This window comes from Methylocaldum gracile (genome assembly GCF_053646815.1).
Genome location: NZ_CM132196.1, coordinates 3,608,007 through 3,634,991 on the forward strand (window position 1 = coordinate 3,608,007; position 26,985 = coordinate 3,634,991).

26 protein-coding genes are annotated in these 26,985 nt (G+C 57.5%); 14 read left to right on the forward strand and 12 right to left on the reverse strand.

Annotated features, from left to right (window positions below):
• The first annotated feature begins 43 nt into the window (after positions 1–43).
• The 3 genes from lexA to ACWJJK_RS15960 all read left to right on the forward strand — a co-directional run bounded on the left by lexA (position 44) and on the right by ACWJJK_RS15960 (position 3,464).
• Positions 44–655: a transcriptional repressor LexA gene (lexA, locus tag ACWJJK_RS15950; protein WP_077731208.1), complete on the forward strand. Its 612-nt coding sequence runs from the start codon at positions 44–46 to the stop codon at positions 653–655.
• The gene (gene imuA, locus ACWJJK_RS15955; protein ID WP_156879577.1) at positions 655–1,302 is read left to right on the forward strand and encodes a translesion DNA synthesis-associated protein ImuA; all 648 of its coding nucleotides are present in this window, start codon (positions 655–657) and stop codon (positions 1,300–1,302) included. The genes lexA and imuA overlap by 1 nt, the downstream gene beginning before the upstream one ends.
• Before the next feature lie 554 nt (positions 1,303–1,856).
• Positions 1,857–3,464: a Y-family DNA polymerase gene (locus ACWJJK_RS15960; RefSeq protein ID WP_454128283.1), complete on the forward strand. Its 1,608-nt coding sequence runs from the start codon at positions 1,857–1,859 to the stop codon at positions 3,462–3,464.
• Positions 3,465–3,477: 13 nt separating this feature from the next.
• On the opposite strand, the gene ACWJJK_RS15965 is transcribed toward ACWJJK_RS15960, so the two are convergent.
• Both ACWJJK_RS15965 and mobA read right to left on the reverse strand, forming a co-directional pair.
• Positions 3,478–4,221: a flagellar brake protein gene (locus ACWJJK_RS15965; protein ID WP_454128284.1), complete on the reverse strand. Its 744-nt coding sequence runs from the start codon at positions 4,219–4,221 to the stop codon at positions 3,478–3,480.
• An 86-nt stretch (positions 4,222–4,307) separates the two neighbouring features.
• Positions 4,308–5,789 carry a molybdenum cofactor guanylyltransferase MobA gene (mobA, locus tag ACWJJK_RS15970; RefSeq protein ID WP_086135298.1) on the reverse strand — a complete coding sequence of 494 codons (1,482 nt, stop codon included), beginning with the start codon at positions 5,787–5,789 and terminating at the stop codon, positions 4,308–4,310.
• Between the two features lie 45 nt (positions 5,790–5,834).
• Here mobA and ACWJJK_RS15975 point away from each other — a divergent pair, with 45 nt between their 5' ends.
• Together ACWJJK_RS15975 and ACWJJK_RS15980 are read left to right on the forward strand one after the other, a co-directional pair.
• Positions 5,835–6,293 (forward strand): DUF302 domain-containing protein, encoded by a 459-nt coding sequence (locus ACWJJK_RS15975; RefSeq protein ID WP_077731203.1) that lies wholly within the window; start codon positions 5,835–5,837, stop codon positions 6,291–6,293.
• A gap of 78 nt (positions 6,294–6,371) precedes the next feature.
• Positions 6,372–6,794: a hypothetical protein gene (locus ACWJJK_RS15980; protein WP_077731202.1), complete on the forward strand. Its 423-nt coding sequence runs from the start codon at positions 6,372–6,374 to the stop codon at positions 6,792–6,794.
• A 116-nt stretch (positions 6,795–6,910) separates the two neighbouring features.
• Here ACWJJK_RS15980 and gloB read toward each other — a convergent pair whose 3' ends face one another.
• Together gloB and ACWJJK_RS15990 are read right to left on the reverse strand one after the other, a co-directional pair.
• On the reverse strand, positions 6,911–7,675 hold the full coding sequence (gloB, locus tag ACWJJK_RS15985) for a hydroxyacylglutathione hydrolase (RefSeq protein WP_156879574.1): 765 nt from the start codon (positions 7,673–7,675) through the stop codon (positions 6,911–6,913).
• Positions 7,676–7,684: 9 nt separating this feature from the next.
• The gene (locus ACWJJK_RS15990) at positions 7,685–9,283 is read right to left on the reverse strand and encodes a MutS-related protein (RefSeq protein ID WP_077731200.1); all 1,599 of its coding nucleotides are present in this window, start codon (positions 9,281–9,283) and stop codon (positions 7,685–7,687) included.
• Positions 9,284–9,530: 247 nt separating this feature from the next.
• Here ACWJJK_RS15990 and ACWJJK_RS15995 point away from each other — a divergent pair, with 247 nt between their 5' ends.
• Positions 9,531–13,244, forward strand: coding sequence for an FAD-dependent oxidoreductase (locus ACWJJK_RS15995; protein ID WP_086135296.1), 3,714 nt, complete (start codon positions 9,531–9,533; stop codon positions 13,242–13,244).
• A 234-nt stretch (positions 13,245–13,478) separates the two neighbouring features.
• Positions 13,479–13,841, forward strand: coding sequence for a hypothetical protein (locus tag ACWJJK_RS16000; RefSeq protein ID WP_077731198.1), 363 nt, complete (start codon positions 13,479–13,481; stop codon positions 13,839–13,841).
• An 85-nt stretch (positions 13,842–13,926) separates the two neighbouring features.
• On the opposite strand, the gene icd is transcribed toward ACWJJK_RS16000, so the two are convergent.
• The 3 genes from icd to ACWJJK_RS16015 form a co-directional block, all read right to left on the reverse strand.
• Entirely contained in the window at positions 13,927–15,171 is a 1,245-nt protein-coding gene (gene icd, locus ACWJJK_RS16005; protein WP_086135295.1) for an isocitrate dehydrogenase (NADP(+)), read from the reverse strand.
• A gap of 399 nt (positions 15,172–15,570) precedes the next feature.
• Complete coding sequence (gene gshA, locus ACWJJK_RS16010; protein ID WP_156879573.1) at positions 15,571–17,148, reverse strand: glutamate--cysteine ligase; 1,578 nt, start codon at positions 17,146–17,148, stop codon at positions 15,571–15,573.
• 164 nt (positions 17,149–17,312) lie between these two features.
• Entirely contained in the window at positions 17,313–17,642 is a 330-nt protein-coding gene (locus tag ACWJJK_RS16015; protein ID WP_077731195.1) for a DUF2782 domain-containing protein, read from the reverse strand.
• A gap of 295 nt (positions 17,643–17,937) precedes the next feature.
• Between ACWJJK_RS16015 and ACWJJK_RS16020 the strand changes: the two genes are divergently transcribed.
• From ACWJJK_RS16020 to pqqE, 7 genes are all read left to right on the forward strand, one after another.
• The gene (locus tag ACWJJK_RS16020; RefSeq protein WP_086135292.1) at positions 17,938–18,543 is read left to right on the forward strand and encodes a TetR/AcrR family transcriptional regulator; all 606 of its coding nucleotides are present in this window, start codon (positions 17,938–17,940) and stop codon (positions 18,541–18,543) included.
• 135 nt (positions 18,544–18,678) lie between these two features.
• Entirely contained in the window at positions 18,679–19,428 is a 750-nt protein-coding gene (locus tag ACWJJK_RS16025; protein ID WP_077731193.1) for a HesA/MoeB/ThiF family protein, read from the forward strand.
• A 148-nt stretch (positions 19,429–19,576) separates the two neighbouring features.
• Positions 19,577–19,651: a pyrroloquinoline quinone precursor peptide PqqA gene (pqqA, locus tag ACWJJK_RS16030; RefSeq protein ID WP_077731218.1), complete on the forward strand. Its 75-nt coding sequence runs from the start codon at positions 19,577–19,579 to the stop codon at positions 19,649–19,651.
• A 100-nt stretch (positions 19,652–19,751) separates the two neighbouring features.
• Entirely contained in the window at positions 19,752–20,666 is a 915-nt protein-coding gene (pqqB, locus tag ACWJJK_RS16035; RefSeq protein WP_133716623.1) for a pyrroloquinoline quinone biosynthesis protein PqqB, read from the forward strand.
• An 8-nt stretch (positions 20,667–20,674) separates the two neighbouring features.
• Entirely contained in the window at positions 20,675–21,400 is a 726-nt protein-coding gene (gene pqqC / locus ACWJJK_RS16040) for a pyrroloquinoline-quinone synthase PqqC (protein ID WP_077731191.1), read from the forward strand.
• Positions 21,401–21,404: 4 nt separating this feature from the next.
• Positions 21,405–21,686 (forward strand): pyrroloquinoline quinone biosynthesis peptide chaperone PqqD, encoded by a 282-nt coding sequence (gene pqqD, locus ACWJJK_RS16045; RefSeq protein ID WP_133716621.1) that lies wholly within the window; start codon positions 21,405–21,407, stop codon positions 21,684–21,686.
• Positions 21,655–22,785 carry a pyrroloquinoline quinone biosynthesis protein PqqE gene (gene pqqE / locus ACWJJK_RS16050; protein WP_156879572.1) on the forward strand — a complete coding sequence of 377 codons (1,131 nt, stop codon included), beginning with the start codon at positions 21,655–21,657 and terminating at the stop codon, positions 22,783–22,785. The genes pqqD and pqqE overlap by 32 nt, the downstream gene beginning before the upstream one ends.
• A gap of 70 nt (positions 22,786–22,855) precedes the next feature.
• Here pqqE and ACWJJK_RS16055 read toward each other — a convergent pair whose 3' ends face one another.
• From ACWJJK_RS16055 to ACWJJK_RS16075, 5 genes are all read right to left on the reverse strand, one after another.
• Positions 22,856–23,215 (reverse strand): hypothetical protein, encoded by a 360-nt coding sequence (locus ACWJJK_RS16055; RefSeq protein WP_077731188.1) that lies wholly within the window; start codon positions 23,213–23,215, stop codon positions 22,856–22,858.
• A 141-nt stretch (positions 23,216–23,356) separates the two neighbouring features.
• Positions 23,357–24,055 (reverse strand): hypothetical protein, encoded by a 699-nt coding sequence (locus ACWJJK_RS16060; RefSeq protein ID WP_156879571.1) that lies wholly within the window; start codon positions 24,053–24,055, stop codon positions 23,357–23,359.
• Positions 24,056–24,184: 129 nt separating this feature from the next.
• On the reverse strand, positions 24,185–24,769 hold the full coding sequence (locus tag ACWJJK_RS16065) for a UbiX family flavin prenyltransferase (protein WP_077731186.1): 585 nt from the start codon (positions 24,767–24,769) through the stop codon (positions 24,185–24,187).
• Positions 24,766–25,716, reverse strand: coding sequence for a prolyl aminopeptidase (pip, locus tag ACWJJK_RS16070; protein ID WP_454128285.1), 951 nt, complete (start codon positions 25,714–25,716; stop codon positions 24,766–24,768). The genes ACWJJK_RS16065 and pip overlap by 4 nt, the downstream gene beginning before the upstream one ends.
• Positions 25,717–25,970: 254 nt before the next feature.
• Complete coding sequence (locus ACWJJK_RS16075) at positions 25,971–26,837, reverse strand: hypothetical protein (protein WP_434111927.1); 867 nt, start codon at positions 26,835–26,837, stop codon at positions 25,971–25,973.
• Positions 26,838–26,985: the final 148 nt, after the last annotated feature.

Below are 26,985 nucleotides of genomic sequence, written 5' to 3' on the forward strand. Positions count from 1 at the left end.
AAGCCCAACTATACTGCTTATAAAAGCACTGCTTTTATAAGCCATGAAGAACACGACTCCGCGCCAACAGGAAATACTCGACCATATCCGCCAAACCCTGCGCCAGAGCGGCGTACCGCCGACCATCGCGGAAATTGCCGATGCGCTGGGTCTCAAATCCACGAATGCCGTGCGCGGCCATCTTCAGGCATTGGCCCGAAAAGGTCTGATCGAGCTCATGCCCTCTCTGGCGCGGGGTATCCGGCTGCTGGAATACCAGGCTCCGGCCGACGCCCTGCCCGTCATCGGCAGAGTCGCCGCCGGCCGGCCGGTACTGACAGAAGCCCATATCGAGAAATATTGCCGCCTCGGCCCGGAATTGTTCCAGGGCAAAGCGGATTACCTGCTCCGCGTGCGCGGTCTCAGCATGCGCGATGCGGGCATTCTGGAAGGCGATCTTCTGGCGGTGCAGCGCACCGACCAGACCCGCAGCGGCCAAATCGTGATCGCCCGCATCGGCGACGAAGTCACGGTAAAACGGCTGCGGCTCGAAGGCTCCGTGGCCTATCTGGAACCGGCCAATCCCGACTTCGAAACCCTGGCGGTCGACCTAGAGCGCCAGGAGTTGTGCATCGAAGGCGTGGTAGTCGGCGTCATCCGCAGCGAGTGGGTGTGATGAACAGCCCAAATGGACTTGATGAACTGCTCCGCACGACGCCGCTTCTGTGGCGCGGCCGCCGGCCTCAACCTGCCGAGAATGCTGCGATTCCCACCGGCTTTCAGGAATTGGACCGCGCATTACCGGAAGTAGGCTGGCCTTTTGCGGCATTGATGGAAGTTTCCGTTCCCGCCTGGGGCATCGGCGAACTGCATCTCTTGCTTCCCGCCATGCGGCACGTGCAAGGATCGGGAAAACGCCTGGCCTGGATCGCGCCGCCTTATCTGCCATATGCACCGGCCCTGGCGGATGCCGGCATCGATTTGGGCCGCCTGCTCCTGCTGGACAAGCTCTCGAACGACAAGGACATCTGGTGGAGCGCGGAAAAACTGTTGCGCAGCACCGCCTGCGGCATGGTCCTGGCCTGGCCCCGCAAACCGTCTCCTTTTCCGGTATTGCGCCGCTTGCAACTGGCGGCGACGGAAGGCCATTGCCTCGGTGTACTGCTTTTGTCCGACCTGCCCGCCGGCACCCCGGCCGCCCTGCGTCTTCGCCTCGAAGCGGGAGAGCAAGGGCTTTGGGTTCACATTCTCAAGACGCGCGGCATGCCGGTCGTGAATGCCGTACTGATTGGCGGGGCGGACGATATGTTTCCCAATTATTAATCAGGCCCGTAAATACCCTCCTGGTATTTCGGGCCGCCGCCCAGGCCGGTACACGCCCGGCCTGGGCTCACGCGGCTTGTCGCCGCGCCGGGGCATCCCTGCCCCGGATTAACCCGGCCTATATTTATAGGCCGGGTTAATAGGCAGCATGCAGAAGCAGCCACGTAAGTCGGGAATCCTTTCCCGACGCAGCCGGATGTAGGCCAGGATAAGCCTGTCCTGAGCGAAGTCGAAGGGGCGGTAGCCGTTCCCGGCACAATGTTATGTCCCACTGAGTTTTGCCGGACCAAGCGGCCGGGAGCCGATTGGCATGCGCAGCGCCCACAGGGGACGGCACACGGTGTGCCGTATGAAACGCTTTGCTTATTCCGGCCTACAACTCAAACGAAGCTATCGCGCAACGATTCCTTCTTTGATCGACTTATGTAGATACCTCTGCCCGGAAAGAAGGAGCAAATTGGGCAAGAGCATTTTCAGTTCGAATTTATGGTGTAGGGGCGAATGAATTCGCCCCTACACCCGATATAAAAATGCCCTAAACATTGGAACACCCCATGGCTTTGCAGGCTTTTCCGACAGTTCCGGCAGCCCAGCTCACATTGTCGGCCACGCAAGTCTCCGCTACTTCGCAGCCGGCGCCGGCGGCACTTTGGCTGTGCTGTTATCTGCCGCGTTTGCCGCTGGAGGTCTTCAAGCTCGAAGACGACTGTCCCGCCGCCGTATGGGTGGACAGCGGCGGGCGTTCCCTTATTTCTGCCGCCACCCCTGCCGCCGGGGCTTTCGGCATCCATCCCGGCTTACCTACGAACGCGGCCCTGGCCTTATGCGCCGGTCTGCAACTGCATCGCCGCGACGAACGGATGGAACGCGAAGCGCTGGAAAAGTTGGCGGAAGCCGGGCTCGGCTTCACGCCTTGGGTGAGCCTCGATTATCCGGCCGCCCTGGTCCTTGAAATCCGCGGCAGCCTGACCCTGTTCGGCGGCTTGAATGCCTTGACGCAGCGGCTGCGTGCCAAGCTCGAAAACCTGGGCCATTGCAACATTCTCGCGGCGGCACCGGCACCTTTTCCGGCCTGGCTCATGGCCTCCTCCGGGCTGGAGCGGACGGTGGAGAACCCGGCGGCACTCCGCTCCGGGCTCGGCGATCTGGCCATCGCCCGCTTGCCCCTGGAACGGAATACGGCGAACCGGCTCGCCAAGGCCGGTCTCCACACCCTGCGCGATCTCTGGCGTTTGCCGCGGGACGGCCTAGCTCGGCGTTACGGTCTTGCCGTGCTACGCCAACTCGACCGAGCCGCAGGGCGGGAAAAGGAAATGCCCGGGCTCTTCCGAACGCCGCCTGTCTTTCAAGCTTATCGGGAACTCGCCGCGGAAACCGAGAACCTGGCTCACCTGCGCCCCGTGTGCGCGGTTCTGCTGGAAAATTTGGCTGCCTTTTTGCGCCAGCACGACGCCACCACGGACCGGCTGGAACTGGAGCTTTTCCACTTCCGCCGGCCAGCCACGCGCCTGGAACTGAAGCTTCGCTACGCCAGCCGCGATCCGGAGAGAATTTCGATGCTGCTGAACGAGCGTCTGGAGCGAACGCCCCTGCCTGACGCCGTTACCGCCCTTCGCCTGCGTTGCGGCGCGCTACAACCCTATCGGGCGCACGAGGCGGATCTATTCGCTGCCAAAACTCCGGGCGTTTTGGACTGGGAGACCTTGCTGGAACAATTGCAGCAGCGCCTGGGACGCGATGCCTTGCGCTTTCTGGACACTCCGGCCGATCACCGCCCTGAGCTCGCCTGGAAGGGGGTCTCCGGCGCCCCCGAAGACGCCGTTTGCGATTGGAAGGGCGGCTTCGGCGCTCCCGAAGACGCCGTTTGCGATTGGAAGGGCGGCTTCGGTGCTCCCGGAGACGCCGTTTGCGATTGGACGCGGAACGAATCGCCCATCGGCAAGGAACGCCGGCCGTTGTGGCTGCTGCCCAAGCCTCGACCGTGCGATCCGACCCGTTACCGATTGCTGCCGGAGCGGGAGCGCATCGAGAGCGGCTGGTGGGACGGCGCTTCGATCCGGCGGGATTACCGCGTGGCGGTGAGCCCGGAAGGCGTCCGCGCCTGGATATACCGGGAACTCGATGGGAACGGCGGGTGGTACCTCCATGGTTTCTTTGCTTAGGACTTGGTCGCCCTCAGCGCGATACGCTTTCCTGCCGCTTTTTCTGCAGTTCGATTTCGTAAATGAATTTCTGAAGGCTGATTTCGAAATTTCGGCTGGCGCCACGAAAAACACACCCCACCCGCTGACCGACCGGCGGGTTAGCCCAGGTCATCGCGACTTTATTGCGCACTTCGAGACCCAGCATCATTTCGCCATGGCCGGGCAGGATCAGCCTGCATTCTTCGAGAATATGCCCTATGGCGAACAAATCTCCTAACTGATTAGTCTTGTCGATCAGGGCCAAGCCCGAAAGACTGATGTCGGCAATACCGAACTCTGCGGGCTTGTCGTCGAGCCTGACCACGCATTTGGCCGGCATGGCTACCGGAATCGCCACCCGGTAGAACGTCCGCTGCTGCCGCCAGTACAAGGAATCCGGAATCGGGGCCGCAAGCACGGTTTGCCCGTTCAAGGTCGCCTCGGTAAGTTTGGTCAGGGCGAAGCGGCACTGGATGCCGTCGACTTGTCCGCGAAATGCGACTTGCTGCGCCGCCAGCAACTGCCGATTGACGCTGGCGTTCTCGCTCAAATCCATGACCACCAATCCTTTTTCCGCCATCACCTGCACGACCGTGGTCACGAAACTCAGGCCACTACCGTCCGGCAGAGTGCTTAAAAGACACTTCTTCGTCTGCATGAGCTTGAGCTTTTCGATGATTTCGCCCCGGCTTTTCAGAACGTATCCGCCTTGACTTTCACTGGTATCGGCTGGCATAGGTCGCAATAGAACTAAGGATCACTTGACATTAAAGCTTAGCAGGGCAACGCACCGAAAAACGTGATCGGAATTGCCTGCGGTTGTTAATCATCCGTCGTTTCGGGCGAAGGCCGCTTCGGCAAAGGCACGTCGAAAACGATATTTTCGCCGCCATTGAGAACCAGGAAGTGCCGTCCCTTCGCGCGGGCGAGCATGGTCACGCCCGCCTGCCGCGCCAGCTCGAATCCCATGTGGGTGGCCCCCGAACGCGACAGCAGCACCGGGATCCCCATTTGCGTGACCTTGATCACCATTTCCGAGGTGAGGCGTCCGGTGGTATAGAAAATCTTGTCCCCGCCTTCCATGCCGGTGAGCCACATGTAGCCGGCGATCGCATCCACGGCATTATGGCGTCCGACATCTTCGACGAAGATTTCGATCTTGCCGTCTTTGCACAGCGCGCAGCCATGCACCGCCCCGGCCCGCTTGTATACCTCGTTGTAATCCCTGAGCGCATTGAAAACGCCGTAGATCTCCGATTGGCGGACGGTCACCTTGGGTACGCGAATTTCGCGGAGCTGGTCCATCAACCGGCCGAACACCGTGCCCTGACCGCACCCCGTGGTGACGGTACGGCTGCCCAGCCTTTCGAGAAAGGCGTGTTCGGTGAGCCGGGTAGTCACCGCGACCGCCTCGGTCTCCCAATCGACCTGCACCGACCGGATGTCGGCGATGTTCTCGATGAATCCCTGGTTGCGGAGATAACCGAGCGTCAAAAGTTCCGGATGGGTTCCGATCGTCATCAAGGTGACGATTTCGTACTTGTCCACATAGACGGTCAGAGCGCGTTCGCCCACCAGTTCCAATTCGCGGCGTTCACCGTACTCGTCGAGCGCGGTGGCGGCATAGCAGGAGGCGCGTCCCGCATTCGTCATTCGGATATCGTAAGGATTGGCCTGAAGATCGATCGGAGCCGCTGCCGTTGCATCCGCCGTTTCCATGCCCTCCAGCGCCGCCAACTCCCCCGGCGTGTTGACGTTGGCGAACAGCTCGGGATGATCGCTGAAATCGACCAAGGCCAGCCTGTGCTGCTCGAGCCAGAGGTCGATCTTCCGCTGACCGCCGGCCAGATAACGTTCCAGGCTGTCCGCCAGGCGGCGTTCAGCCAGCAGGAAAACCGGGTGCAAACGCTCGCCGTCGTGGGCGGCGCAAAGCTCGGCTCCGGTCTCCTGCATCACCCGGCACAGTCTTTCCAGAAGACGCCCCGTCACCAGCGGCGAATCGCATGGCACGGTTAGGACATAGGGCGTTTCCGCGGCACGCATGGCGCTGAGCAGCCCGGCCAGAGGCCCGTCGAAAGTGTCGGTCTGATCGGATATCACGGGATAACCGAAACGCGCGTATGCGTCCCGATTCCGGTTGGCGTTGATCAGAATGTGCGCGGCGACCGAATCCAGGGCTTCCAGAGCGTAGCTCGCCAGTGGTCTGCCTTTGAAGCGAATCAGCCCTTTGTCTTCGCCGCCCATCCGTCGTGCGCGTCCGCCGGCCAGAATCACGCCGGTTATTTTTGCCCTCTCTAAAATCATGGTGATAAGCTAAAAATCGAGTTTCGATATGTTTCTATTTAGTGTATGCGCTTATTTCTTGGTTCGATTGTCGCACTGCTGCTGATTATCCTGCCAGGGTGCTCCGCTCCAAAGAATCCCGAACCGCTCTACTATCAAGCCGAGACTACCAAACCTTATCAGGACGTTCTGTCCGAGTTGGAGCTCGCGATCACCGAGCGGAATTTCCGCATCACCGGCCACAACAAGATCGGCAGCGTGATCCGGGAGCGCGAGAACATCAGCTTCCCCGATTACGACACCATTCAGTTCTGCAATCTCACGCTGGCCCGCGAGATGCTGGAAATTTCGCCGGAATCCGTCATCTACATGCCCTGCAATGTGGCCGTCCGTTCCGAGAACGGCAAAGTTATCGTGACCACGCATTTGCTGCCGACCCGTTCGCCTAACCCGAAAATGAACGAATTCGCTCGGCAAATGAACGAAAAGCTCAAACAAATCGTGGACTTTGCGGTCGAAAACTGAATTTCACAAATTGCGCCTTCCGCTTTCGCTGCACTATCATGTAGCGATTTTGAGACAGGCTTACGAGAACGATTGAGCATGAAAATACCCGCTTTTCCCTTGAATATCCGGTGGCCCGCAACGGCCGCCGTTCTGATCCTGGCAGCCGGCTGCACGTCCGCTCCGCCCTCCCCCGAAACAGAAGCAAAGGAAACCAACGATTTTCCCACGCTGGCCAGGGTCGAATATGTCCTGCAATGCATGCAGGAGCATGGCGGCCAGAATTACAACAATCTCTATCACTGCACGTGCAGCGTCGACAAGATCGCGAGCCGGATGAGCCACGATGAATTCGTCCAGGCGCAGACTTTCACCTACGGATTCAGCATGGCCGGCGAGCGCGGCGCGGAATTCCGCGATCCGCCGGAATCCGCGAAACTGCGCGAGAAGTACAAGGAAGCGAAGAAATACGCTCAGGAAGCTTGCTTTCCGGCGGGTGCGGATAAGGACGTGAAGAAATAAGGGGGACAACAAACTCCGTTTCGGTGGGTTACGCCCTTCGGCTTCGCTAACGCTACGCTCAGGGCTAACCCACCCTACCAAGTCGTAGGTCGGCAATCCTTTGCCGACAAGGACTCTTAAAACATATCCTTCCGCCGGCGCGTTTCCGCAAACACCTCCAAGGGGTCGGCGTTCATCATTCCCAAGTTGCTCCGGATTTCCTCGCTTTCGGGGCGGAGGAACGGATTGGTCGCCAATTCCTCTTTCAACGTCGAAGGAACCGTAGGCGTGTTCTGCCGCCGCAGATCATCGACTTGCGCCATCCGTTGCTGAAGCGCCACATTACCGGGCTCTACCGTCAAGGCGAATCGGCCGTTCGCCTGGGTGTATTCGTGGGCGCAGTAAACCCTGGTCTCGGGAGGCAAGGCGCGCAGCTTCGAGAGCGAGCGCCACATTTCTTCCGGCGTGCCTTCGAACAACCGTCCGCATCCCAGGGCGAACAGCGTATCACCGCAAAATAGCGCATCGGCCCCGGCGAACCAGAACGCGATGTGCGCACGCGTGTGTCCCGGAACATCGAGCACGCGAGCCTCGGAGCTTCCAACTTTCAAAACCGTCGTCTCGCCCACGGCTATATCGATACCTGGAATGCGCTTGAGGTCCCGCTCCGAACCCACTATCCGACAGCCCGTCCGCCGCTTGAGCTCAAGGTTGCCGCCCACGTGATCGCCGTGATGATGGGTGTTCAGGACATGAGTCAGCGTCCATCCGTAAGCGGCGAGCGCCTCCAAAACCGGATCGGCCTCGGCGGGATCGACCGCCGCCGTCTCGCCGGTTTGGCTGTCGTGGATCAGGTAAACGTAGTTGTCCTTGAGTACGGGGATTTGAAGGATTTCCAGCATAATGCGTCCTTATCTGCCACCGGATAAATACCGGGCGATATCCTCTTTCGAAAAACCGATCTTGCGAGCCACCCGATCCGCGTGGCTGACCCTCGAAATGCCTTCGACCACCCGGTAAGTCGGCTGCTCGTTCTTGAACTCGACCTGCCTCGCCAATCCGATTTCTTTCTGCTGATAAGCATCGACCAGTTCGTGGTTGTGGGTGATCAAAATGGTGTTGCTGCCTTTCTGATAGAACCCGTCCAGGATATTCATGGAAATCTCGATCTTTTCCTCGTGGGTCGTGCCTTCCGAGAGTTCGTCCATGATCACCAGGCTTTTCGGCGTCGTTGCGAGGAAAATGTCCTTGGTCCGCTTGAGTTCGGTGCCGAAGCGCCCTTCACCGTCGGCGAGGTGGCTGATTTCGGGGACCTGGTAAAAGATGCGGTCCGCGACGGTCAGTTCCGCTTCCTGAGCCGGCACATAGCATCCGATTTGCGCGAGCAACTGGCTCTGCGCCAGGGTTTTACAGAACGCCGTCTTGCCGCCGCTGTTCGGTCCGGTGATGAAGGTCAGCCGCGTGTTTTTCAGGCTGATGTCGTTGGGCACGTAGTCGGGATTGTCCTTGCTCAGCACCGGATTCCGCACGCCTTTGAGCACCAGCGAATGGCGCTCGGCCTCGACGATCTTGGGCAAGACCACGGAGTGGTGGAAGGATTCCTTGAGGCGGACGAAGCTCAAGAGCTCGTCCAGCTTGCCCAGCGAATCCAGCGTGTTTTGCACGTCCTCGGACCGTTTGAAGATGTCGCGGAGCGGATAGATGCAGCCATCGCGATCGAAACCGCCGACGATGGGGATGTAAACGAAGCTGATGGGAAGCAGGAACAGCCAAAATACCGGCGCGATCGAAACCGCCAGATCGAGCAGCAACGGCACGAATTCCAAAGTCAGCACCAGGAGGATGGCCGCGACCGCGAGCCCCACCGGCTTGAACAGTGACGGCCGAAAGCGGATCGCCGGGGTATACCAGGGTTTCTCCGCCTTGGAGCGGACATCTTTCTCGGTCCGGTACACCGGCCCCTTCATCAGGGCATAGGCGCGCGAATGGGCAAAGCGCCGCAAGTCGTCGATCAATAGGCCCAGGTACTCGCTGTTCGGCTTCGGAAACCGGTTTGCCGCCTCCACCAGATTGAGCATGAACCGAGTGCCTTTTTTATAGGTCTCATAACCGTAGCCCTCGATTTCCAGCTTGTGCGCGGGCGAACTCATGAGCCCCATGAACGTGCCGAATAATAAACCGTAAAAGTCATCTTCCAGCGACTTCGCCTGTTTGATCAGGGTTTCCAACGAGTCTCGAAGCGCCTTGTCGGATTCGATTTCCCGAACCGCGTCCTGCTTGGCCCGGATAAGGTCCGCCGACGCCAGCGGCTGGACCAGCGAGCGATAAAGGGTTGCCTGACCGGTGATCGTGGCGGCGTGATTGATGCTGTCGAACAGCTTATCGACTTCGATGGCCTGAAACGTCGAAACATCGATGACACCCTCTCCGGTTGCGCCCGGCGCGGCGGAACGAACGACCGGCGGTTCCTTGGAATCGGATTGCAGAAGAGTCTGGTATAGGGAATTCATGGAGCGAGGACCTGGCAATGATAGTTCGGCGCCTAACCTACACCTTAGCGGCGCCCGCTTCAACCTGGAAGGAAACGGGGGCGATACCTATGTTTCTTAATGACCCTGTAATGTCTCGAACAGTGCCCATGATCGACTCGACCATCGATTCAGCATAAAATTTCACACATTTTTCACGAAAATCCGTCCGTCTTCTGGCAACGCTGACGAAAAAGAAGTTTCATCAACCCACGCGATCTCGACAATCATGACCGATCACTCCGTTCGCTCCGATACGGGCCTAAGCGCCGCATCCGTTTTGACCCTAGGCATATCCGGCTTTAACTATGCTGATTTGTACGAACCGGAACGGCTCAAGGACTTGTCAGACGTCTTCGACGCAACGGTCCGCAACCACGATCCGGCCCTATTCGCCGAATTCGAGCGTTATCGCGCATGCCAAGGCGAAGGCATGCCGCCCGAAAAGATTTCGGATGTCCTGGTCAAAATGGCGCCCTATGTCGGTACTTTCGTGGCGCGGCTGTTCGGCGTATCGTCCGAACGGGACACGCAAATACAGGCGATCCGCGACGAGTTCGACAGCATCTTCCTGTACCGCAACGAGATCGTCGGGAAGGTCGCGGGACTGTTCAAGAATCAGGCGCTGGAAAGCTGGAATATCGCCGGTATCCAGGCGGACTTCGAGTCCTTGCTCCGAATCGCCGAACCCGTGTTGATCGAATCGGACCGGGAAAAAGCGGTTGCCGTCTTAGGCGCACGCTTGCACCGCTGGCATCAAGATGCGTCGGTGAGCGGAAGGGAAATCGCCGAATTGCGCCGTACTCTTGCCACCGATCCGGATACCGAGGCGCGCTTTGCCGGTCTGCTGGGCAAGAGCGACGAAGACCTGGTGAAGGCGCTGCTGGATCTGGTCCAACGCTGGACCTATGCAGCTACGCAAATTCCCGAGCTCAAAGCCCAAGTCCAAGGGTGGGCCAGCTTCAAGTTCCCGGCCAAGACCGATTTCAATCATCTGGTTCATCACGAGACGCGCTCGGCGGACGGCTACAGCGTATGGGCGGCCCCCGAGGAACACCACAGGAGGCGCGAAGGATTCGGCCTTACCGATCCACGTTTTCCCGAACGGCGCGTGTTGTACGAAGTCGACCACTGCATTTATTGCCACGACCGGGATACCGACTCGTGCTCCAAGGGCATGCGCAACAAGAAGGACGGCACGTACAAGACCAATCCGCTCGGCGTGACCATTACCGGCTGCCCGCTGGAGGAAAAGATTTCCGAGATGCACGTCGTCAAGCGTCAAGGCGACAACATCGGCGCGCTGGCGTTGATCACCATCGACAACCCGCTCTGCCCCGGCACCGGCCACCGCATCTGCAACGACTGCATGAAGGGCTGCATCTATCAGAAAACCGAGCCGGTCAATATTCCGCAGATCGAGACCAACGTCCTCACCGACGTTTTGTTCATGCCGTGGGGCTTCGAGATTTACAGCCTCCTGACCCGCTGGAATCCGCTCAACGTCAAGCGGCCGTACGCCCTTCCCTACAACGGCAAGAACGTGCTGGTGGCCGGCATGGGGCCCGCCGGCTACACGCTGGCTCATTATTTGACCAACGAAGGCTTCGGCGTGGTCGGTATCGACGGCCTCAAGATCGAACCGCTGCCCAAAGACATCGTCGGAGACGAGACCCATCCGCCCCGCCCCATCCATGATTTCCGAGAGTTGTACGAGGATTTGGACAAACGCATCATGCTGGGCTTCGGCGGCGTGGCCGAATACGGCATCACGGTGCGCTGGGACAAGAACTTCCTGAAAGTCATTTATCTGACCCTGTTGCGGCGTCACAGCTTCCGCTGCTACGGCGGCGTGCGCTTCGGCGGCACTCTCACGATCAACGAAGCCTGGGATCTCGGTTTCGACCACATTGCCATCGCTTCGGGCGCCGGCAAACCCACGCTCATCGACATCAAGAACAATTTGATTCGCGGCATCCGCAAGGCGTCGGACTTCTTGATGGCGCTGCAATTGACCGGGGCCGCCAAGGAGTCGTCGCTGGCCAATCTGCAAGTGCGCCTCCCGGCCGGCGTGATCGGCGGCGGCTTGACCGCCATCGACACCGCCACCGAGCTTTTGGCCTACTATCCGGTGCAGGTCGAAAAGATCATGCAACGCTACGAAAAGCTGTGCGCCGCCTTCGGCGAGGAAACCGTACGCGCCCGCTACGACGAGGAAGAATTGCTGATCCTCGACGAGTTTTTGGGTCATGCCAAGGCCGTGCAGGCAGAACGCCAAAGGGCACAAGCCGCCGGGGAAAAGCCCGATTTCCTCCCCTTGCTGAATGCCTGGGGAGGCGTCACGCTGTTCTACCGCAAGGGCATGAAGGATTCACCCGCTTACCGGCAGAATCACGAGGAAATCAAGGAAGCCATGGACGAAGGCATTCTGCTGGCCGAGGGCATGAACCCGCTCGAGGCCCTGGAGGACAAATACGGACATCTCCGCGCCGTGCGCTTCGAAAAACTGGAGGAACAGGATGGCCGCTGGCAAAAGGCCGGCAACCTCGAAGTCCCGTTGCGCAGCCTGTTCGTCGCCGCGGGAACCTCGCCCAATACCATCTACGAATCCGAGCATCCGGATTCCTTCGAGATGGACCAGAAGTTCTATCAGCGCTACGAACCCAATTGGCTGAGCGAAATTCCGGAGCTGGAACCGGTCAAAGACACCGCCGTTCCCAAGATCGGCAAGCCTGCGCCGTTCACCTCGTACCGCCGCCACGGCAAGTTCATCACGTTCTACGGCGACAACCACCCGGTCTATGCCGGCAACGTGGTGAAAGCCATGGCCAGCGCCAAGGACGGATATCCTTACATCGTCAAACTGTACGAAAAGGAGCTCGCCGCGCTCGATCGAGCCCAGCAGCCCCAGCGCCTTGCGAATCTGCGAGAGTTCCAGCACAGGCTCGACGACATGCTGCTGGCGCGTATCGTAGAAATCAATCGGGTCACCCCGAACATCGTCGAAGTCATCGTAAGGGCTCCGCTGGCCGCGAAGCACTTCTGCCCGGGCCAGTTCTACCGCGTTCAAAACTTCGAAGCGCTCGCACCCGTCGTGGACGATACGGTGCTGGTCGCCGAAGGCCTGGCATTGACCGGCGCCTGGGTCGACAAGGAACAAGGCCTCATATCCCTGATCGCTCTGGAAATGGGTTCGTCGTCCAAGCTCTGCGCGATGTGGAAGCCCGGCGACCCCATCGTGGTGATGGGGGTCACCGGCGCCCCCACTGAAATTCACGCCGGGCAAACGGTCCTCCTCGCCGGCGGCGGCCTGGGCAATGCGGTGCTGTTCTCCATCGGCAAAGCGCTGCGCGCGGCGGGCAGCCATGTCATCTATTTCGCCGGCTATCGGAAGCGCGAAGACGTGTTCAAGATTCGGGAAATCGAAGCGGCCTCGGATGTGGTGGTCTGGTCGGTCGATAATCTCCCAGGAGCAGAGCCCATACCGCCGCTGCGCCCCCAGGACAAAACCTTCGTCGGCAACATCGTCGAAGCGATGCTGGCTTACGCGAAGGGCGAACTGGGTCCGACTCCGATCCACATGGACGACGTCGACCACATGATCGTCATCGGCTCCGACCGCATGATGGCGGCGGTCAAAGCAGCCCGTTACGGCGTCCTCCAGCCGTATCTCAAGGCTCATCACTCCGCCATTGGCTCGATCAACTCGCCGATGCAGTGCATGATGAAGGGCGTCTGCGCGCAGTGTCTGTGCAAGCATGTGGAACCGGACAGCGGCAAGGAGTATTTCGTGTACTCCTGCTACAACCAGGATCAAGACCTGGACCGGGTCGATTTTCCCAACTTGTACGCACGCCTGCGCCAGAACTCGGTACAGGAGAAACTGTCGACGATGTGGCTGGACTATCTACTTTCGAAAAACGGCGATCGACGGGTAGGCTGAAAAATTTCCAAAGACGAAAGCATGACAATATCCGGAAAGTCTTTTACCATTGACGCCCGTTGACTGCATGGACGGCTTTACGCCTTTCCTCGATCGACGCCATCGCAGGAGCTCGCGACCTGGAAGCTTCCGCGAAACGCGGTATGGCAATGGCGGCGTATGCATCAGCACTCAATAAGCAATCGTGACATTTGTTTGGTTATTCCAGGAATAGCCAGAGGAGAACGCAAGAGAATGAAAATGAACAAAACCTTAGTTCTGGGCGCTTTGTTGTTGACCGGCACGATGGGTAGCGCCATTGCCGCCGAAAACGCCGCTGGCGTAAAGGAATTCATGGTCAAGACCGTCCAGACCACCAAGGAAGCCCAGGCCGCTGCAACCGCTGGCGACAAGGACGGCTGCCTGTCTGCCATCAAGCAGACCAAGCAGAACTATAAGGAAATCACCGGCGACGCGGCTGGCAAGCCCTTGCAGGACGCCATGAAGAAGGTTCGGCAAGCCCAAGACCTTTGCGCAGCCGGAAACACGTCCGAAGCCGCACCGCTCTTGAGCGAAGCCGCCGCCGCCATGGAAAAGGTCAACGCCGGCATCAAATAAGATGCCTGCAACCTGTCTGTCTTGAGACAGGCTGGAAGTATAAAAGCAGGGCGGCAACCGCCCTGCTTTTTTTTGTGCCCGGCACTCAACCCATCGCCCCTACTAAGGCTTCGGCGAACTCGCTGGTTTTCACCTCGCGTGCGCCTTCCATCTGCCGTGCAAAGTCGTAAGTGACGATCTTCTGGCCGACAACGGCACTATAAGCGTTTTCTACCGTTTTCGCGGCTTCGTGCCATCCCAGGTATTCAAGCAACATTACCCCGCTGAAGAGCAGTGAGCCGGGATTAGCTTTGTCCTGGCCGGCGTATTTGGGCGCGGAACCATGGGTTGCTTCGAATACGGCGATGAAATCGCCGATGTTGCCTCCCGGCGCAATACCAACACCTCCTACTTCCGCCGCGACCGCATCCGAAAGATAATCGCCGTTCAAGTTGAGCGTAGCGATGACGTCAAACTCTTCGGGACGAAGCAGCATCTGCTGGAACATGATATCGGCGATGCGGTCCTTGATGACGATCTTGCCATCCGGCTGTTTGCCGCCATGGAATCTGTTCAATTCCTCTTCGGTGATGGTCTGACCGGCGAACTCCGTACGAGCGAGTTCGTAACCCCAGTTCCGGAACGCGCCCTCGGTGAATTTCATGATATTGCCTTTGTGCATCAAGGCAACGCTCTTCCGCCCGTGATCGAGCGCATAGCGGATGGCTTTGCGGATCAGCCGCTTGCTTCCGAATTCGCTCACCGGTTTCACCCCGAGAGCACTGCCCTCATGGAAATCTGCCTTGAGCTCTTGTTTCAGAAAACGCTCGAGTTTAAAGGCTTCGGGCGATCCCGCCGGATATTCGACGCCTGCGTAAACATCCTCGGTGTTTTCCCGAAAGATGACCACATCCACCGCTTCGGGATGACGCAGGGGCGACGGCACTCCCGGAAAATGGCGTACCGGGCGAACGCATGCGTAAAGATCAAGGGTTTGTCGAAGGGACACGTTGATGGACCGCATTCCCCCACCCACAGGGGTCGTCAAAGGACCTTTGATGGATACGACCAAGTCCTTTAGCGCGTGCACCGCTTCGTCGGGAAAAGCGTTGCCGTAGAGTGCAGCGGCTTTTTCTCCGAGAAAGAGCTCGCACCAATGGATTTTGCGCGCCCCGCCGTATGCTTTGGCGACCGCTGCGTTCCAAACGCGGAGGGATGCGCGCGTAATATCCGGGCCGATGCCGTCGCCTTCGACGTAGCCGACGACGGGCTCGTCAGGAACACGAAGCTTGCCGTCCCGAACGCTGATTTTTTCGCCGCCGGCAGGAAGCCGAATGTGCTGGTAATCCATGGCGACCTCCATGAAATAGCGTAGAGAACTGAGATACTGACCGACGCAGAAATCCGCGACGATCTAGCCCTTAGAAGCAGTCTTCAAACGTCACGAGCGACGTCAAGGAAAGGCGCGAAAGGGCGACCCGAAGCCGCCAGCAGGCCCGTGGAGGGAACAGCCGTTAGCCTGGCCCGCAGGGCGAACCGCAAGGATCGGGCGAGTCAAAACCGGAGTGTACCGAGGAGTACATGACCATTTCTCCGGGAGAGAAATGGGACGCACGATAGCGCGCCCGGTAGGGTGAAAAACAGAGATGTTTTTCATCAGCATCTTGAACCCTTGAACAACGCCGGCATGACGGCGCGCAGCAGTTTGAAGACAGCTTCTCAGGCGGAATAGGCTCCGATCTCGGGCCTATTATGCTTGGGCAAAATAGTGGTGTAAAAATTCGTCGAAAGAGAGTTTGTCGCCAGCTTCCATTTGCTGCTGTTCCTCGAGCGATTCGTCGGTCAGCCGGCGAAAGAATTCGGCTCGCTCGGCGGATAGGAAGCGATCACGGAACACCCTCGCATGCTCCTTCGATATCCGCAGCGCATATTCCTCGAACGATTCTCCACTCGCCCTCATTTCGGCCAGCATGCGGGCGGAAGGCGTCAGTTCGGGATCGAAAAACTTGGCGGCCTGTTCCTCCAGGCTTCGCGTGTAGGGTTTAGACACGTCTTCCGCATCGAGAATTTCTGCGATGCCGCGCATGGCCTCAAGTATTTCCGCCGCCCAGTCCTTCAACAAAACCTCTCGGCCTTTGCGCCGAAGCTTGAACCCGGGCGTACGGCCGCAACACGCGACCGCCATGCCGTTCTGGCTGACTTCTCTCTTCTCCGCGGAATCGAGTGGGGGACTTTGTTCCAAAAGGCAAAAAAGCAGAAAGATTTCCAGAAAGCGCAGCTGATCCAGGTTTGCCCCGGCAGGACTGAAGCACTCCAAGTCCAGCGATCTAAGCTCCAAATAACGCACTCCGCGCCGCTTTAGGGCAAGCGTAGGCTTTTCACCGGACTCGGCGATTTGTTTGGGACGGATGACGCTGTAATACTCGTTTTCGATCTGGAGAATGTTGCCGTTCAGCTGACGGTAATCTCCATTCACCTTCACGCCGATCTTCTCGTAAAGCGGATAAGGCGTCGCTATGGCCTTGCCGAGAGTCGCCACGTAGTCGTCGAGATTATTAAAAGAGATATCGAGCCCGGCCTGGCTGTCGTTCTTGTACCCGATATCGCTCATGCGCAGCGAAGTCGCATAGGGGCGAAAAAGCGTTCGGGCGTCGAACTCCGAAAATCTGGACGCAAGATGCTCTCGTCCGTTGAAAAACGACTTGGCGAATGCCGGAGAGGCGCCGAACAAATAGATTGTTAACCACCCGTAGCGATGAACGTTGCGCACCATGCCGAAATAGTTGCCTGCGATAAAGCTGGACAAGGAGTCCGCCCCGCCTTCCAACTCGCACAGGACCGGCCATAACGCTTCGTTGACCGAATAATTGAAATGAACGCCGGCAATGGCCTGCATCATCCGCCCGTAGCGATAGGCGAGTCCGCGCCGGTAAATGTGTTTCATCCGACCGATATTGGAGGTTCCGTATTCGGCAATGGGGATGCTTTCGTCACCGGTCACGCCGCAGGGCATGGAAGTCGCGAGTAAGATCTCGTCTCCCAGATTGCGGTATATGAAGGTATGCAGGTCTTTAAGAAACCGCAGCGCTTCCGCCGGGTCGGCATAGGGTGGCGTAATCAGCTCGATCAGCGCCTCGGAATAATCCGTAGTGACATAAGGATGAGTCAGCGCCGATCCTACTCCCATCGGATGCGGCGTATGCGCGATGACGCCGTCGGCCGCAAGCCGGAGGCTTTCCTTCTCCAGCCCTTTGAGGCCGTTCCTCAGCAGATGTTGTTGGCCGGTATGAATAAGCTGGTTAAGCCGGGAGTCTATGCTTTGGCTCAAGCGCGAATAATCCTTGGTGTTGTTCTTAAAGGCGGGATGACTCGTGAAATCGCGGAATGGAAATCCGGATTCGACGGACTACAAAACACCCGAATCCATTTTCATTCTATCAGAGAAGCGCGATCGGCCTGTACAGTAAACCGCTATCTCGGTTTAAAGGAGCCTCACCAACTGAACAGCACCCATTGCGGAATCCGCATGTCATCCTCCAAATCGCTGCGCCGTACGTCCATATTACCGTCGCCATCGGTGTCGAGCAGATAATAGGCCGGACCGATCGCTGGCTTGATCTTTACCATGTAAAGCCGATTATTGATCCGGTATTCTTCGATAGTGTCCTTGCCCCGCCGGATAATCGTGACATCCGGCTCCAAGGGCTCACCGCTCTCGACCTGCGGCGGAATATCCGGCGGCTCGGGCACCGGAGCGAGTTCACCCTGCGCTTGGGCGGAGGCTGCGACAACCAAAAGACAAAGCGAAATAATCCGTAGCATGATGAATCCTGCTGAAAGGACTGGGTTTTGAGATTTGCCAATGATAGTACATATCGGATCGAGAAATCCGATTACATGGCCAGACGTCCTGCCGATAATCGAACGATCGAGAGCTCGGTTAATCCCATGGCTCAAGAAACTACCTGGCACATCACATGTTCGCGATGATAATCGTCAACTCTGCATACCGTTCCATCCGCACCGAGTTAGGCTGGGATGGAGTCAATCAGCTGTCCTCATCTAAGGGACCGACGCGGTTTGGCTAAATTCCCGGAATCGAGCAAGGATATTCGCCATGGCCAGACGAAGCGATCATAGCCGCGACGAAATTCGCGAAATGGCTTTAAAAGCAGCGGAAGCCATCGTCGAGCGGGAAGGCGCGGCAGGTCTCAGCACACGCAAGATCGCGAACGAAATCGGCTATACCGCAGGCAGCCTCTATTTGATTTTCGAGAACCTGGACGACTTGATTTTCCGGGTGAACGCCCGGACCTTGGCCGAATTAGCCCTCGAACTCGACCAAGCTACGGCTGAGAAAAACGATACCGAAGCTGTACTGGTGGAACTGGGCCGCATTTATCTCCGCTTCGCCGCGTCACACAGGGGACGCTGGGACCTGATTTTCGGACGCGGATCGCCCACGGCAACCGCTTCGCCCGGCTGGTACCGCAACCATGTTCTCGCCCTGTTCGATCGGGTCGAAAAATGTCTCGCCCGACTCGGTCCGGCCCGAAATCCGACGGAAGTCGCACTGGCCGCTCGAGCGCTTTGGGGAGGCGTGCACGGCGTCTGCACCTTGGCGCTTACCGATAAGCTGGACATCGCCGGTCTTCCCGATGCCGAGAAACTGACGACTTCGCTGATCCGAAACTTTTTATCCGGCTGGATGCGGCAAAATTAGTTCACGGACTCTAGAACGCTGATCGGCAAGCCCCCCCCGATCGCAAGACTAATTCGTTTTATCCTCGCCCCATGCGGCGAAGGATTTTTGCCGGTAAACTGGTTTACTTTTCCGAATAGTCTCTACCGCCGAACGATGAACGACAATCAACTTTTGCGTTATAGCCGACAGATACTGCTGCCTCAGATCGACGTCGAGGGCCAGGAAAAGCTGCTGGATTCCAGGGCATTGATTATCGGTCTCGGCGGTCTCGGCTCGCCCGCCGCCATGTATTTGGCCGCCGCCGGGGTCGGCAGCCTGGCGCTGAACGACTACGATGTCGTGGAAATATCCAACCTTCAGCGCCAGATCGCGCACGGCACGGAGAACATCGGAGAACCTAAGGCGGTTTCGGCGCGTAAAGCCCTCGAACGGCTAAACCCCGATGTGAGAGTCACCGAACTCACATCCCGCTTGGAGGGGGCACAATTGGAGCAGGAAATCGCTCGGGCCGACGTGGTGCTGGATTGCTCGGATAACTTCACCACCCGTTTCGCCGTCAACGCCGCTTGCGTAAGAACGCGAACGCCGCTGGTTTCCGGAGCGGTGATCCGCTTCGAGGGACAACTGGCCGTATTCACTCCGGGCGTCGGAAACAACCCCTGTTACAACTGCTTGTACGCCGATCACGGCGAACTTGCGGAAAGCTGCGTGCAAACCGGCGTGCTTGCCCCTCTGCCCGGAATCATCGGCAGCCTCCAGGCCCTGGAGGCCATCAAGCTCCTCACGGGCGTCGGCGAACCCTTGGTGGGACGACTTTTATTGCTCGATGCGCTGAGCATGGAGTGGAATCAAATGATCTTGAAAAGAAATCCCAGATGCCCGACTTGCGCTGGATCGGCTTGAGCAATCCAGCGGGCTTCTACTGATTTCCCTTCGAGAAATAGGAATAACTCCCGTTGCTTTCCAAAAATCGGATACGTATACTTTGCCGCGAGCTTTACAAGCCATTCCAAACTAAAGCAATAAATCACTTTTTTGGAGGTAATCCGAAATGAGATGGGAAAAACCGAGCTACAAAGACCTGCGCTTTGGCTTCGAAGTCACGATGTACATCTACAACCGCTAATTCGCCGGTTGAATCCCTGAACGGGGCTCCGCAGCAATGTAGAGCCCCGTTTTTCATTTAAAGGGCTCATCGGAAGCTCTTTTGCTTAGCAAAGATCGAAATGAAAGTCCGAGTGTTGGGCGCCGGCGCGGGCGGCGGTTTCCCGCAGTGGAACTGTAACTGTCACAACTGCTCCAGGCTTCGCCAAGGCCAAGTCAAGGCCAAATCGCGCACTCAGTCGTCGATTGCCGTCAGCAGCGACAACGAGAATTGGGTGCTTTTCAATGCGTCGCCCGACATCCGCACTCAACTGGAAGCCTTTCAGGCCGTCCATCCAAGGCACGGCATCCGTGACAGCGGTATCAAGGCCATCGTCCTGATCGACAGCCAAATCGATCACACCACGGGACTGTTGATGCTGCGCGAGTCCACTCGACCTTTGGACATTTATTGCAGCGAGATGGTGAAACAGGACCTGTCGACGGGATTCCCTGTATTTAAGATGCTGGAGCACTACTGCGGAGTCAACCACCATAGCACGCCTCTGGACGGTAGCGGCTTCGCGATTCCCGGGATTCACGACCTGAAGTTCTACACCCATTCGCTGAAAAGCAAGGCACCGCCCTATTCGCCTCATCGGCACGATCCGCACGAAGGCGACAACATCGGGGTCATCATCGAGCAGATATCTTCGGGCAAGAAACTTTATTACGCGCCGGGACTCGGAGAAATAGAACCTCACGTGTTCGCGGCCATGCAGCAGGCCGACTGCATGCTGGTCGACGGCACGTTCTGGCAGGAGGATGAGATGGGCCGTGCCGGAATTTGCGATAAGCTTGCCCGCGACATGGGACATTTACCCCAATCAGGTTCGGACGGCATGATCGAAGTGCTGAAAAATGCACCCAAAGCACGGAAGATTTTGATTCACATCAATAATACCAACCCGATCTTGGACGAAGATTCGCCGGAGCGAAAAACCCTTACCGAAGCGGGCATCGAAGTTGCCTGCGACGGCATGGAAATCGACCTGTGAGAAACACCATGAGCGAACCGACACCTTGGACCCGAGAAGAATTCGAAGCCAAATTGCGCGAGAAAGAGGCGTATTATCATATTAACCATCCCTACCATGTGCTCATGGCTGACGGCAAGCTCAGCAAAGAGCAAATTCAAGGGTGGGTTGCGAATCGCTTCTATTACCAAATCAAGATCCCGGTCAAAGACTCCGCCATTCTGGCGAATTGCCCCGATCGCGAAACCCGACGCCAGTGGATTCAGCGGATACACGATCACGACGGCTGGGGCGACGATGCCGGCGGCATCGAAGCCTGGACGCGACTCGGTATTGCTGTAGGCATCCCCCGAGACGAACTCTGGTCGCTAAAGCACGTATTGCCCGGCGTCCGCTTTGCCGTGGACGCTTATGTCAATTTCGCCCGCCAGGCATCCTGGCAGGAAGCGGCCTGTTCGTCACTGACCGAGCTGTTCGCGCCGACCATTCACAAGCAGCGCTTGTCCGGCTGGCCCGACCTGTATCCGTGGATCGACCAGGATGGACTCGCCTATTTCCGGAAACGGGTGAGTCAGGCCAGCCGCGATGTGGAACACGGCCTCGCCATCACACTGGACTATTTCAAGACTCGCGAGCAACAGGAGCGCGCCCTGGAAATCCTCCAGCTCAAGCTGGACATTCTGTGGAGCATGCTTGACGCGATGTACTTGGCCTATATCGAAAACAAGCCGCCCTACTTCAATATCAAGCCTTGAAACCATGGCCTTAGACGCCCAAAGCCTTTTTGCCTTCTCGCCCCTGCATCGACTGCAATGGGAAGAAGCCCAACAGCGTTACGTGATCCTTTATCCCGAGGGCCTGGTCGAGTTAAACCTGCCCGCCGCCGAAATCCTCAAGCTGTGCGACGGCACACGCGATTTGGACGCAATCGTTTCCGAACTTGAGACGAAATTCGAAACCACCGGTCTAAGGGACGACATTTCCGAACTCCTGCAATCTGCCTTGGATAATGGTTGGATCAGACAAATTCCCCGTCAGTAGTCCGCGCTGGCTATTAGCCGAACTGACCTACACCTGCCCGCTACAGTGCCCGTATTGTTCCAATCCCGTCGACTTCGCGAGACATAAGGACGAACTCGACACCGAAGACTGGCTGAGAGTATTTTCCGAAGCCCGCGAAATGGGCGCGGTGCAACTCGGCTTGTCGGGTGGCGAACCGCTGGTGCGCCAGGACTTGCCTATCCTGGTCAGACACGCCCGAGAGCTGGGCTATTACGTCAACCTGATTACCTCCGGCTATAAGCTCAACGAGGACAGGATCGCCGAGCTGAAGAATGCCGGACTGGATCACGTTCAGGTCAGTATTCAGGCGCCCGAAAAGACGCTGAACAACTATCTGGCCGGCACCGAATCGTTCGAGCAAAAGAAAGAGGTGGCCCGACTGGTCAAGAAGCACGGCTACCCCATGGTTCTGTGCGTCGTGATCCACCGCCAGAACATCCACCTGATGCGCGAAATTCTCGAGATGGCCGTCGAACTGGAAGCCGATTATCTTGAACTGGCCAATACCCAGTATTACGGCTGGGCGCATCTCAATCGCGATCAGCTGCTGCCGACCCGCGAGCAGTTCCAGGAAGCCGAGGCCATTGCCCAGGACTATAAGGAAAAGCTCAAGGGAAAGATGAAGATTTACTACGTGGTGCCGGACTACTACGAAGATCGGCCGAAGGCCTGCATGAACGGCTGGGGGACGACGTTTCTGACCATCGCTCCGGACGGTCTTGCCCTCCCCTGCCACGAAGCCCGGTCGCTGCCGGGACTCGACTGCCCCAACGTACGCGATATGAGCGTACGCGACATTTGGCTACACTCCGATGCCTTCAACAAATTTCGCGGATACGATTGGATGAAGGAGCCTTGCCGGTCTTGCCCGGAAAAGACCCGAGACTTCGGCGGCTGTCGCTGCCAGGCCTATCTTTTCACCGGCGATATGACCGCCGCCGATCCGGTGTGCAGCAAATCTCCCCATAGGCATGCCGTATTCGAAGCGATCGCCAGTGCGCGCTCGGCAGCGGAAACCGGCGAAACGAAACCGATGGTGTTCCGCAACACCAAGAACTCTAAGTCTTTTAGCGGCTAAGTCTGATTACTCTCAAACGGGCGGACCGCCACGCTCGTTCGAATCCGAGCACATAAACCGTCCGGAAGCATTATCGGCTTTCCGCCGCCAACTGGCGATGATATTCGGCCAAACGACGGCTTTCTTGGGCTGCCATTTCCAGATCCCGGATCATGGCTTCGGCACGCGCTTTCAAATCCAGAATCTGCTTGCCGTACTTGTGTGGATTAGCCTGATACTGGATCAGCATCTCGCGCTCTTCATCCGCATCGGCCTGCATCGTCTGCGCGATTTCATCATAGTGATTCGCGAGCCGTTCGTGCGCTTCCCGTGTGTCCGCCGTCTGCACGGCATACGCCCAATTGGGCGGACGTGGCCCTTCCTGCGTCGCGCATCCCCCTAGCACGACCAGCAGCGCGGGAACAATGACCTGGACAATCCTTATCCTCATAACACCTCCTTCCGGTCAAGATCGTTAATCCATCAAGACTCCGATAGCAGACCAGTACCGGCAATACCTATCCGTGCAGAATCGCCTTGCGGATACGTTGAAACCACTTTTCACGGCCGTCTCGACGTTTTTGCCGATTCGTCAGGATACCTCGTAGAGGCGATTCATTTCCGGGATTTTCAGCACCCCGCCCGATCCGAAATCCCGGTGATCGAACCTGGCCGAATCCTCCGCCGACCGTCGCGCCGCCAGAAGGGCTTCCAGAGTACCGAACCATATGAGGTAATAGCCGAACAATTCCAGGCTTTCCTCGATGATTTGCTTATATCCGGTCTTAAAATCGCTTCCCATGACCAGTTTCAGCAGCTCGGCGTGACCTACCAACTGGGCCAGCACCGCCACGGCCAGAAATCCTGACCAAAGAAAACCGAAAGGCGCCGAGTGAATCAAAGTACAAATCTGTTCCGGTAAGACTTTTCGGTTACGCCAGCCAATCATTAGCAACACGAAAAGCGAAATGCCTGCCGGCAATTGCCTATCCCACCAATAGTCCCACTCACGTATCGAAGCGATCACGGCGAACATTCCGAGCATCAGAAACAAAGGCCGACGGTGCTTCAAGCGCCAAGCACCGAAAAAATAGAGAGACATGATCACCATGATCAGGCCATATTGCAGCCACTCGACAAAATACCCTTCGCTGAAAACGTTTTCCGCATCGGCTCGGCTCGACCTCGCCAGGTAATCGTAAGTAACGAAAATTGCGAGGAAATAAAAAATCAACCTTATCGAGCCGAATACGATAGCAGTTCTATTTTTATGATCGATTTTTTCCGCCATTGGTTGCATACCCCTTCAAATGCCTCATCCATCAACCCGCGGCAATGGAGGAACCGATTGGAATCTCGTTTAGTCGTTCATTTTTATTTCCTTCCCTGAACATGCTAGCCGTAGGCGTGCGGTCACACACTATGATTTGCCCAGACCTTCCCACGGCTCATACAGAGCATCGGTTTCGATCTCGAACAACCCGAGAATCCGTCCCACTGTCTCGTCGATAAGCGCCGCCAACGTTTTCGCCCTGCCGTAAAACGCCGGCAACGGGGGGAAGATGATGCCCCCCATTTCCGTAACGGCGGCCATGTTGCGGATGTGCGCCAAATTCAACGGCGTTTCGCGCGGCACCACGACCAATCGACGACGCTCCTTAAGTGTTACGTCGGCCGCGCGCGAGATCAGGTTGTCGGAAAATCCGTGCGCCACTGCCGCCAAGGTTTTCATCGAGCACGGCGCGATAATCATGCCGCGGGTCTTGAACGCACCACTCGCGATGCTGGCTCCGACATCGTTGACATCGTGAACGACATCGGCAAACGCGCACACCTCGGCGCGCTTCATGCCCAATTCATGATGGATATTGAGCACACCCGCCGAGGAAACGATCAGGTGCGTTTCCCATCCCCCGATGTCGCGCAGCACCTGAAGCAGGCGCAAGCCGTATACGGCACCGGTCGCGCCGGTCATTGCAATGATCAGGCGTTTATTTCCGTTCATGACCCGAACCGCTCGGCCATTTCATCCGCGGCCGTAACCAAGGCATCGATCATTTCATCGCCGGCAGCGATATGGCCGGCATTCGGCAAAACGCGCAGCTCGGAGTTCGGCAGGCGCTTGTAAAGACTGAACGACGATTCGACGGGGCAAACCAAATCCCGACGGCCATGGATCAAAATTACCGGCAAATGACGAATCCTGTCACACTGCTCCAAAATCGCATCCTCCGGGATGAAATATCTGTTCACGGCATAATGGAGTTCGATCCGAGCTTGGTTGACCGCCTCGGACGATACATGCTCGTTCAACTCCGATGAGTCGAACTCGTTGCCGACAATGACCTGGCCGCTCCACAGCGCCCATGCGCGGGCGGCACGCCGCTGGGCCAATTCATCATCGCCGGTCAGGCATGAATACAAGTAAGACAAAGAATGGGGCCGCTCAGGCTCCGGGATATTTTCCATAAATCGTTCCCACGCCTCCGGATAAACTCGGTCCGCGCCCGAACCGACGAACCATTCGATATCGCGCTGGCGGGCCAGAAACGCCGCCCTAAGCACCAGTCCGGCGATCCTGGACGAATGGCGCTGCGCATAAACGAGCGCCAGGGTCGCGCCCCAGGAGCCCCCGAAAACCGACCAGCGATCGATTCGAAGCGCATGGCGGATATACTCCAAATCACGGATCAAGTCGGACGTAGTGTTGCCGTGGAGCTCTCCATGGGGAAGCGAACGCCCAGCGCCTCGCTGATCTATAAGAATAATCCGGTACTTGTTGGGATTGAAAAAAGAGCGGTGATAAGCCCTGCAGCCGGAACCCGGTCCACCGTGCAAGAACACGACGGGCATTCCGGAGGGATTCCCGCATTCTTCCACATAGATCTGATGCTTATTCCGTTTGAATTGATGGGCTGCGTAGGGTTCGATTTCGGGGTAGAGAATTCTCATGACAGGCTCAGGTCGGGCAGGAATTTGGACCTGGCGTAACGGAATAATGAACCAGCGGAGAACCTAACTGCCAATCCGGAACGCGGACAAAACCGCCATCGATTGATGGCAGCATTTCAGAGCAATATTCATATCGTGTTTCGATGCGGACGATGTCGAAAAATTCTACACCTGCATCGGACAATCGGACGTATTTTCTCGGCAAGAAAAAAGGGGGATTCTCATCCCCCTTTTCTTTTCGGCTTGAAAGGCTCTTAGAAGCCGAAACCGAGATAAGCGCCGGCGGTAAGGCCGTCGGTGTCTACGCCCTTGAGCACACCACTGTCGCTTTTGATGTCCAAGTCATCGCCAGTGAAGTGATAACGGAAATCAAGACCCGCCCACAGGTCGCCCCAGATCTTGTATTCGGCACCGGCGCCCAGCATCAGGCCGGGATTGAGCACGGTTACGCCGCTGGACGGCGGACTGATGACGTGGATGCCCAGACCGAACGGAATGATCCACGGCCTGAAGTTGCCCATATTGTTGAACTTGATTTTCGGCGCGGCCGTCAGAGTGAACTGGGTGATCTTGTTTTCGATACGGCCTAAATTACCGAGATCGGTCTGTGCTATGGCAACTAGAGTGTTCGTACCGGTGCCGAAGTTCTTGTATTCGAACATGACCTCGCCGTCTAGCGAGGCGATATCGGTCAGACCCCAGAAATCGTCGGTCAACTGATGGTCGAAACCGGCGCCGACGTACCAGCCATCATTGTCGTTCGGCTCCGTATTAACTAGCAGCGTTTCCGGAGAGCTGGTCTTATAGCCACGACCATGCTCCATTTTGGCATAACCGCCGCGGAAGAAGAGCAGATCATGATGCTCTTTCTCATGCTCCTCGGCTTCGGCAAGTTGCTGTTCGACCTTCTGCTGCTGTGCGTCCATCCGTTCCGCATTGGCCTTGGCATCGGAACGCGCCTTCGCCAATTCCGAACGCAACGCGCGCATCTCGTCTTCCATCATCTGCAAACGTCTTTCGATATCGGCCTGAGCAGACGTACCTTTGTAGTGGCTCTCCGCCATAGCCTGCTGCGGCGCCAAGCCGGCCACCGCGACAGCGGCAGTAACCATTGCTGCCATACCAGTCGATTTCTTGATCATTCTTATTCCCCCTCGTGCGAGTTGAACCTAAATCCGTTGCATGCCAGCAACAAAAAGTTGCATGTCGGCACGATCCTAACAAAAAAATCTCCATACAACAATTAGTCTATTTCATTATTTTTGCTAA

Coding starts and splice junctions, on each gene's coding strand:
- icd (WP_086135295.1), bottom strand. CDS start 15,171: ATGGATTACCAGCACATTCGGCTTCCTGCCGGCGGCGAAAAAATCAGC.
- lexA (WP_077731208.1), top strand. CDS start 44: ATGAAGAACACGACTCCGCGCCAACAGGAAATACTCGACCATATCCGC.
- ACWJJK_RS16060 (WP_156879571.1), bottom strand. CDS start 24,055: ATGGCGGAAAAAATCGATCATAAAAATAGAACTGCTATCGTATTCGGC.
- ACWJJK_RS16065 (WP_077731186.1), bottom strand. CDS start 24,769: ATGAACGGAAATAAACGCCTGATCATTGCAATGACCGGCGCGACCGGT.
- ACWJJK_RS16075 (WP_434111927.1), bottom strand. CDS start 26,837: ATGGCAGCAATGGTTACTGCCGCTGTCGCGGTGGCCGGCTTGGCGCCG.
- ACWJJK_RS16020 (WP_086135292.1), top strand. CDS start 17,938: ATGGCCAGACGAAGCGATCATAGCCGCGACGAAATTCGCGAAATGGCT.
- imuA (WP_156879577.1), top strand. CDS start 655: ATGAACAGCCCAAATGGACTTGATGAACTGCTCCGCACGACGCCGCTT.
- ACWJJK_RS16025 (WP_077731193.1), top strand. CDS start 18,679: ATGAACGACAATCAACTTTTGCGTTATAGCCGACAGATACTGCTGCCT.
- mobA (WP_086135298.1), bottom strand. CDS start 5,789: ATGATTTTAGAGAGGGCAAAAATAACCGGCGTGATTCTGGCCGGCGGA.
- pqqE (WP_156879572.1), top strand. CDS start 21,655: ATGGTTGGATCAGACAAATTCCCCGTCAGTAGTCCGCGCTGGCTATTA.
- pip (WP_454128285.1), bottom strand. CDS start 25,716: ATGAGAATTCTCTACCCCGAAATCGAACCCTACGCAGCCCATCAATTC.
- pqqD (WP_133716621.1), top strand. CDS start 21,405: ATGGCCTTAGACGCCCAAAGCCTTTTTGCCTTCTCGCCCCTGCATCGA.
- ACWJJK_RS16015 (WP_077731195.1), bottom strand. CDS start 17,642: ATGCTACGGATTATTTCGCTTTGTCTTTTGGTTGTCGCAGCCTCCGCC.
- ACWJJK_RS15990 (WP_077731200.1), bottom strand. CDS start 9,283: ATGAATTCCCTATACCAGACTCTTCTGCAATCCGATTCCAAGGAACCG.
- gloB (WP_156879574.1), bottom strand. CDS start 7,675: ATGCTGGAAATCCTTCAAATCCCCGTACTCAAGGACAACTACGTTTAC.
- ACWJJK_RS15995 (WP_086135296.1), top strand. CDS start 9,531: ATGACCGATCACTCCGTTCGCTCCGATACGGGCCTAAGCGCCGCATCC.
- ACWJJK_RS15960 (WP_454128283.1), top strand. CDS start 1,857: ATGGCTTTGCAGGCTTTTCCGACAGTTCCGGCAGCCCAGCTCACATTG.
- ACWJJK_RS16055 (WP_077731188.1), bottom strand. CDS start 23,215: ATGAGGATAAGGATTGTCCAGGTCATTGTTCCCGCGCTGCTGGTCGTG.
- ACWJJK_RS15975 (WP_077731203.1), top strand. CDS start 5,835: ATGCGCTTATTTCTTGGTTCGATTGTCGCACTGCTGCTGATTATCCTG.
- ACWJJK_RS15965 (WP_454128284.1), bottom strand. CDS start 4,221: ATGCCAGCCGATACCAGTGAAAGTCAAGGCGGATACGTTCTGAAAAGC.
- pqqB (WP_133716623.1), top strand. CDS start 19,752: ATGAAAGTCCGAGTGTTGGGCGCCGGCGCGGGCGGCGGTTTCCCGCAG.
- ACWJJK_RS15980 (WP_077731202.1), top strand. CDS start 6,372: ATGAAAATACCCGCTTTTCCCTTGAATATCCGGTGGCCCGCAACGGCC.
- ACWJJK_RS16000 (WP_077731198.1), top strand. CDS start 13,479: ATGAAAATGAACAAAACCTTAGTTCTGGGCGCTTTGTTGTTGACCGGC.
- pqqC (WP_077731191.1), top strand. CDS start 20,675: ATGAGCGAACCGACACCTTGGACCCGAGAAGAATTCGAAGCCAAATTG.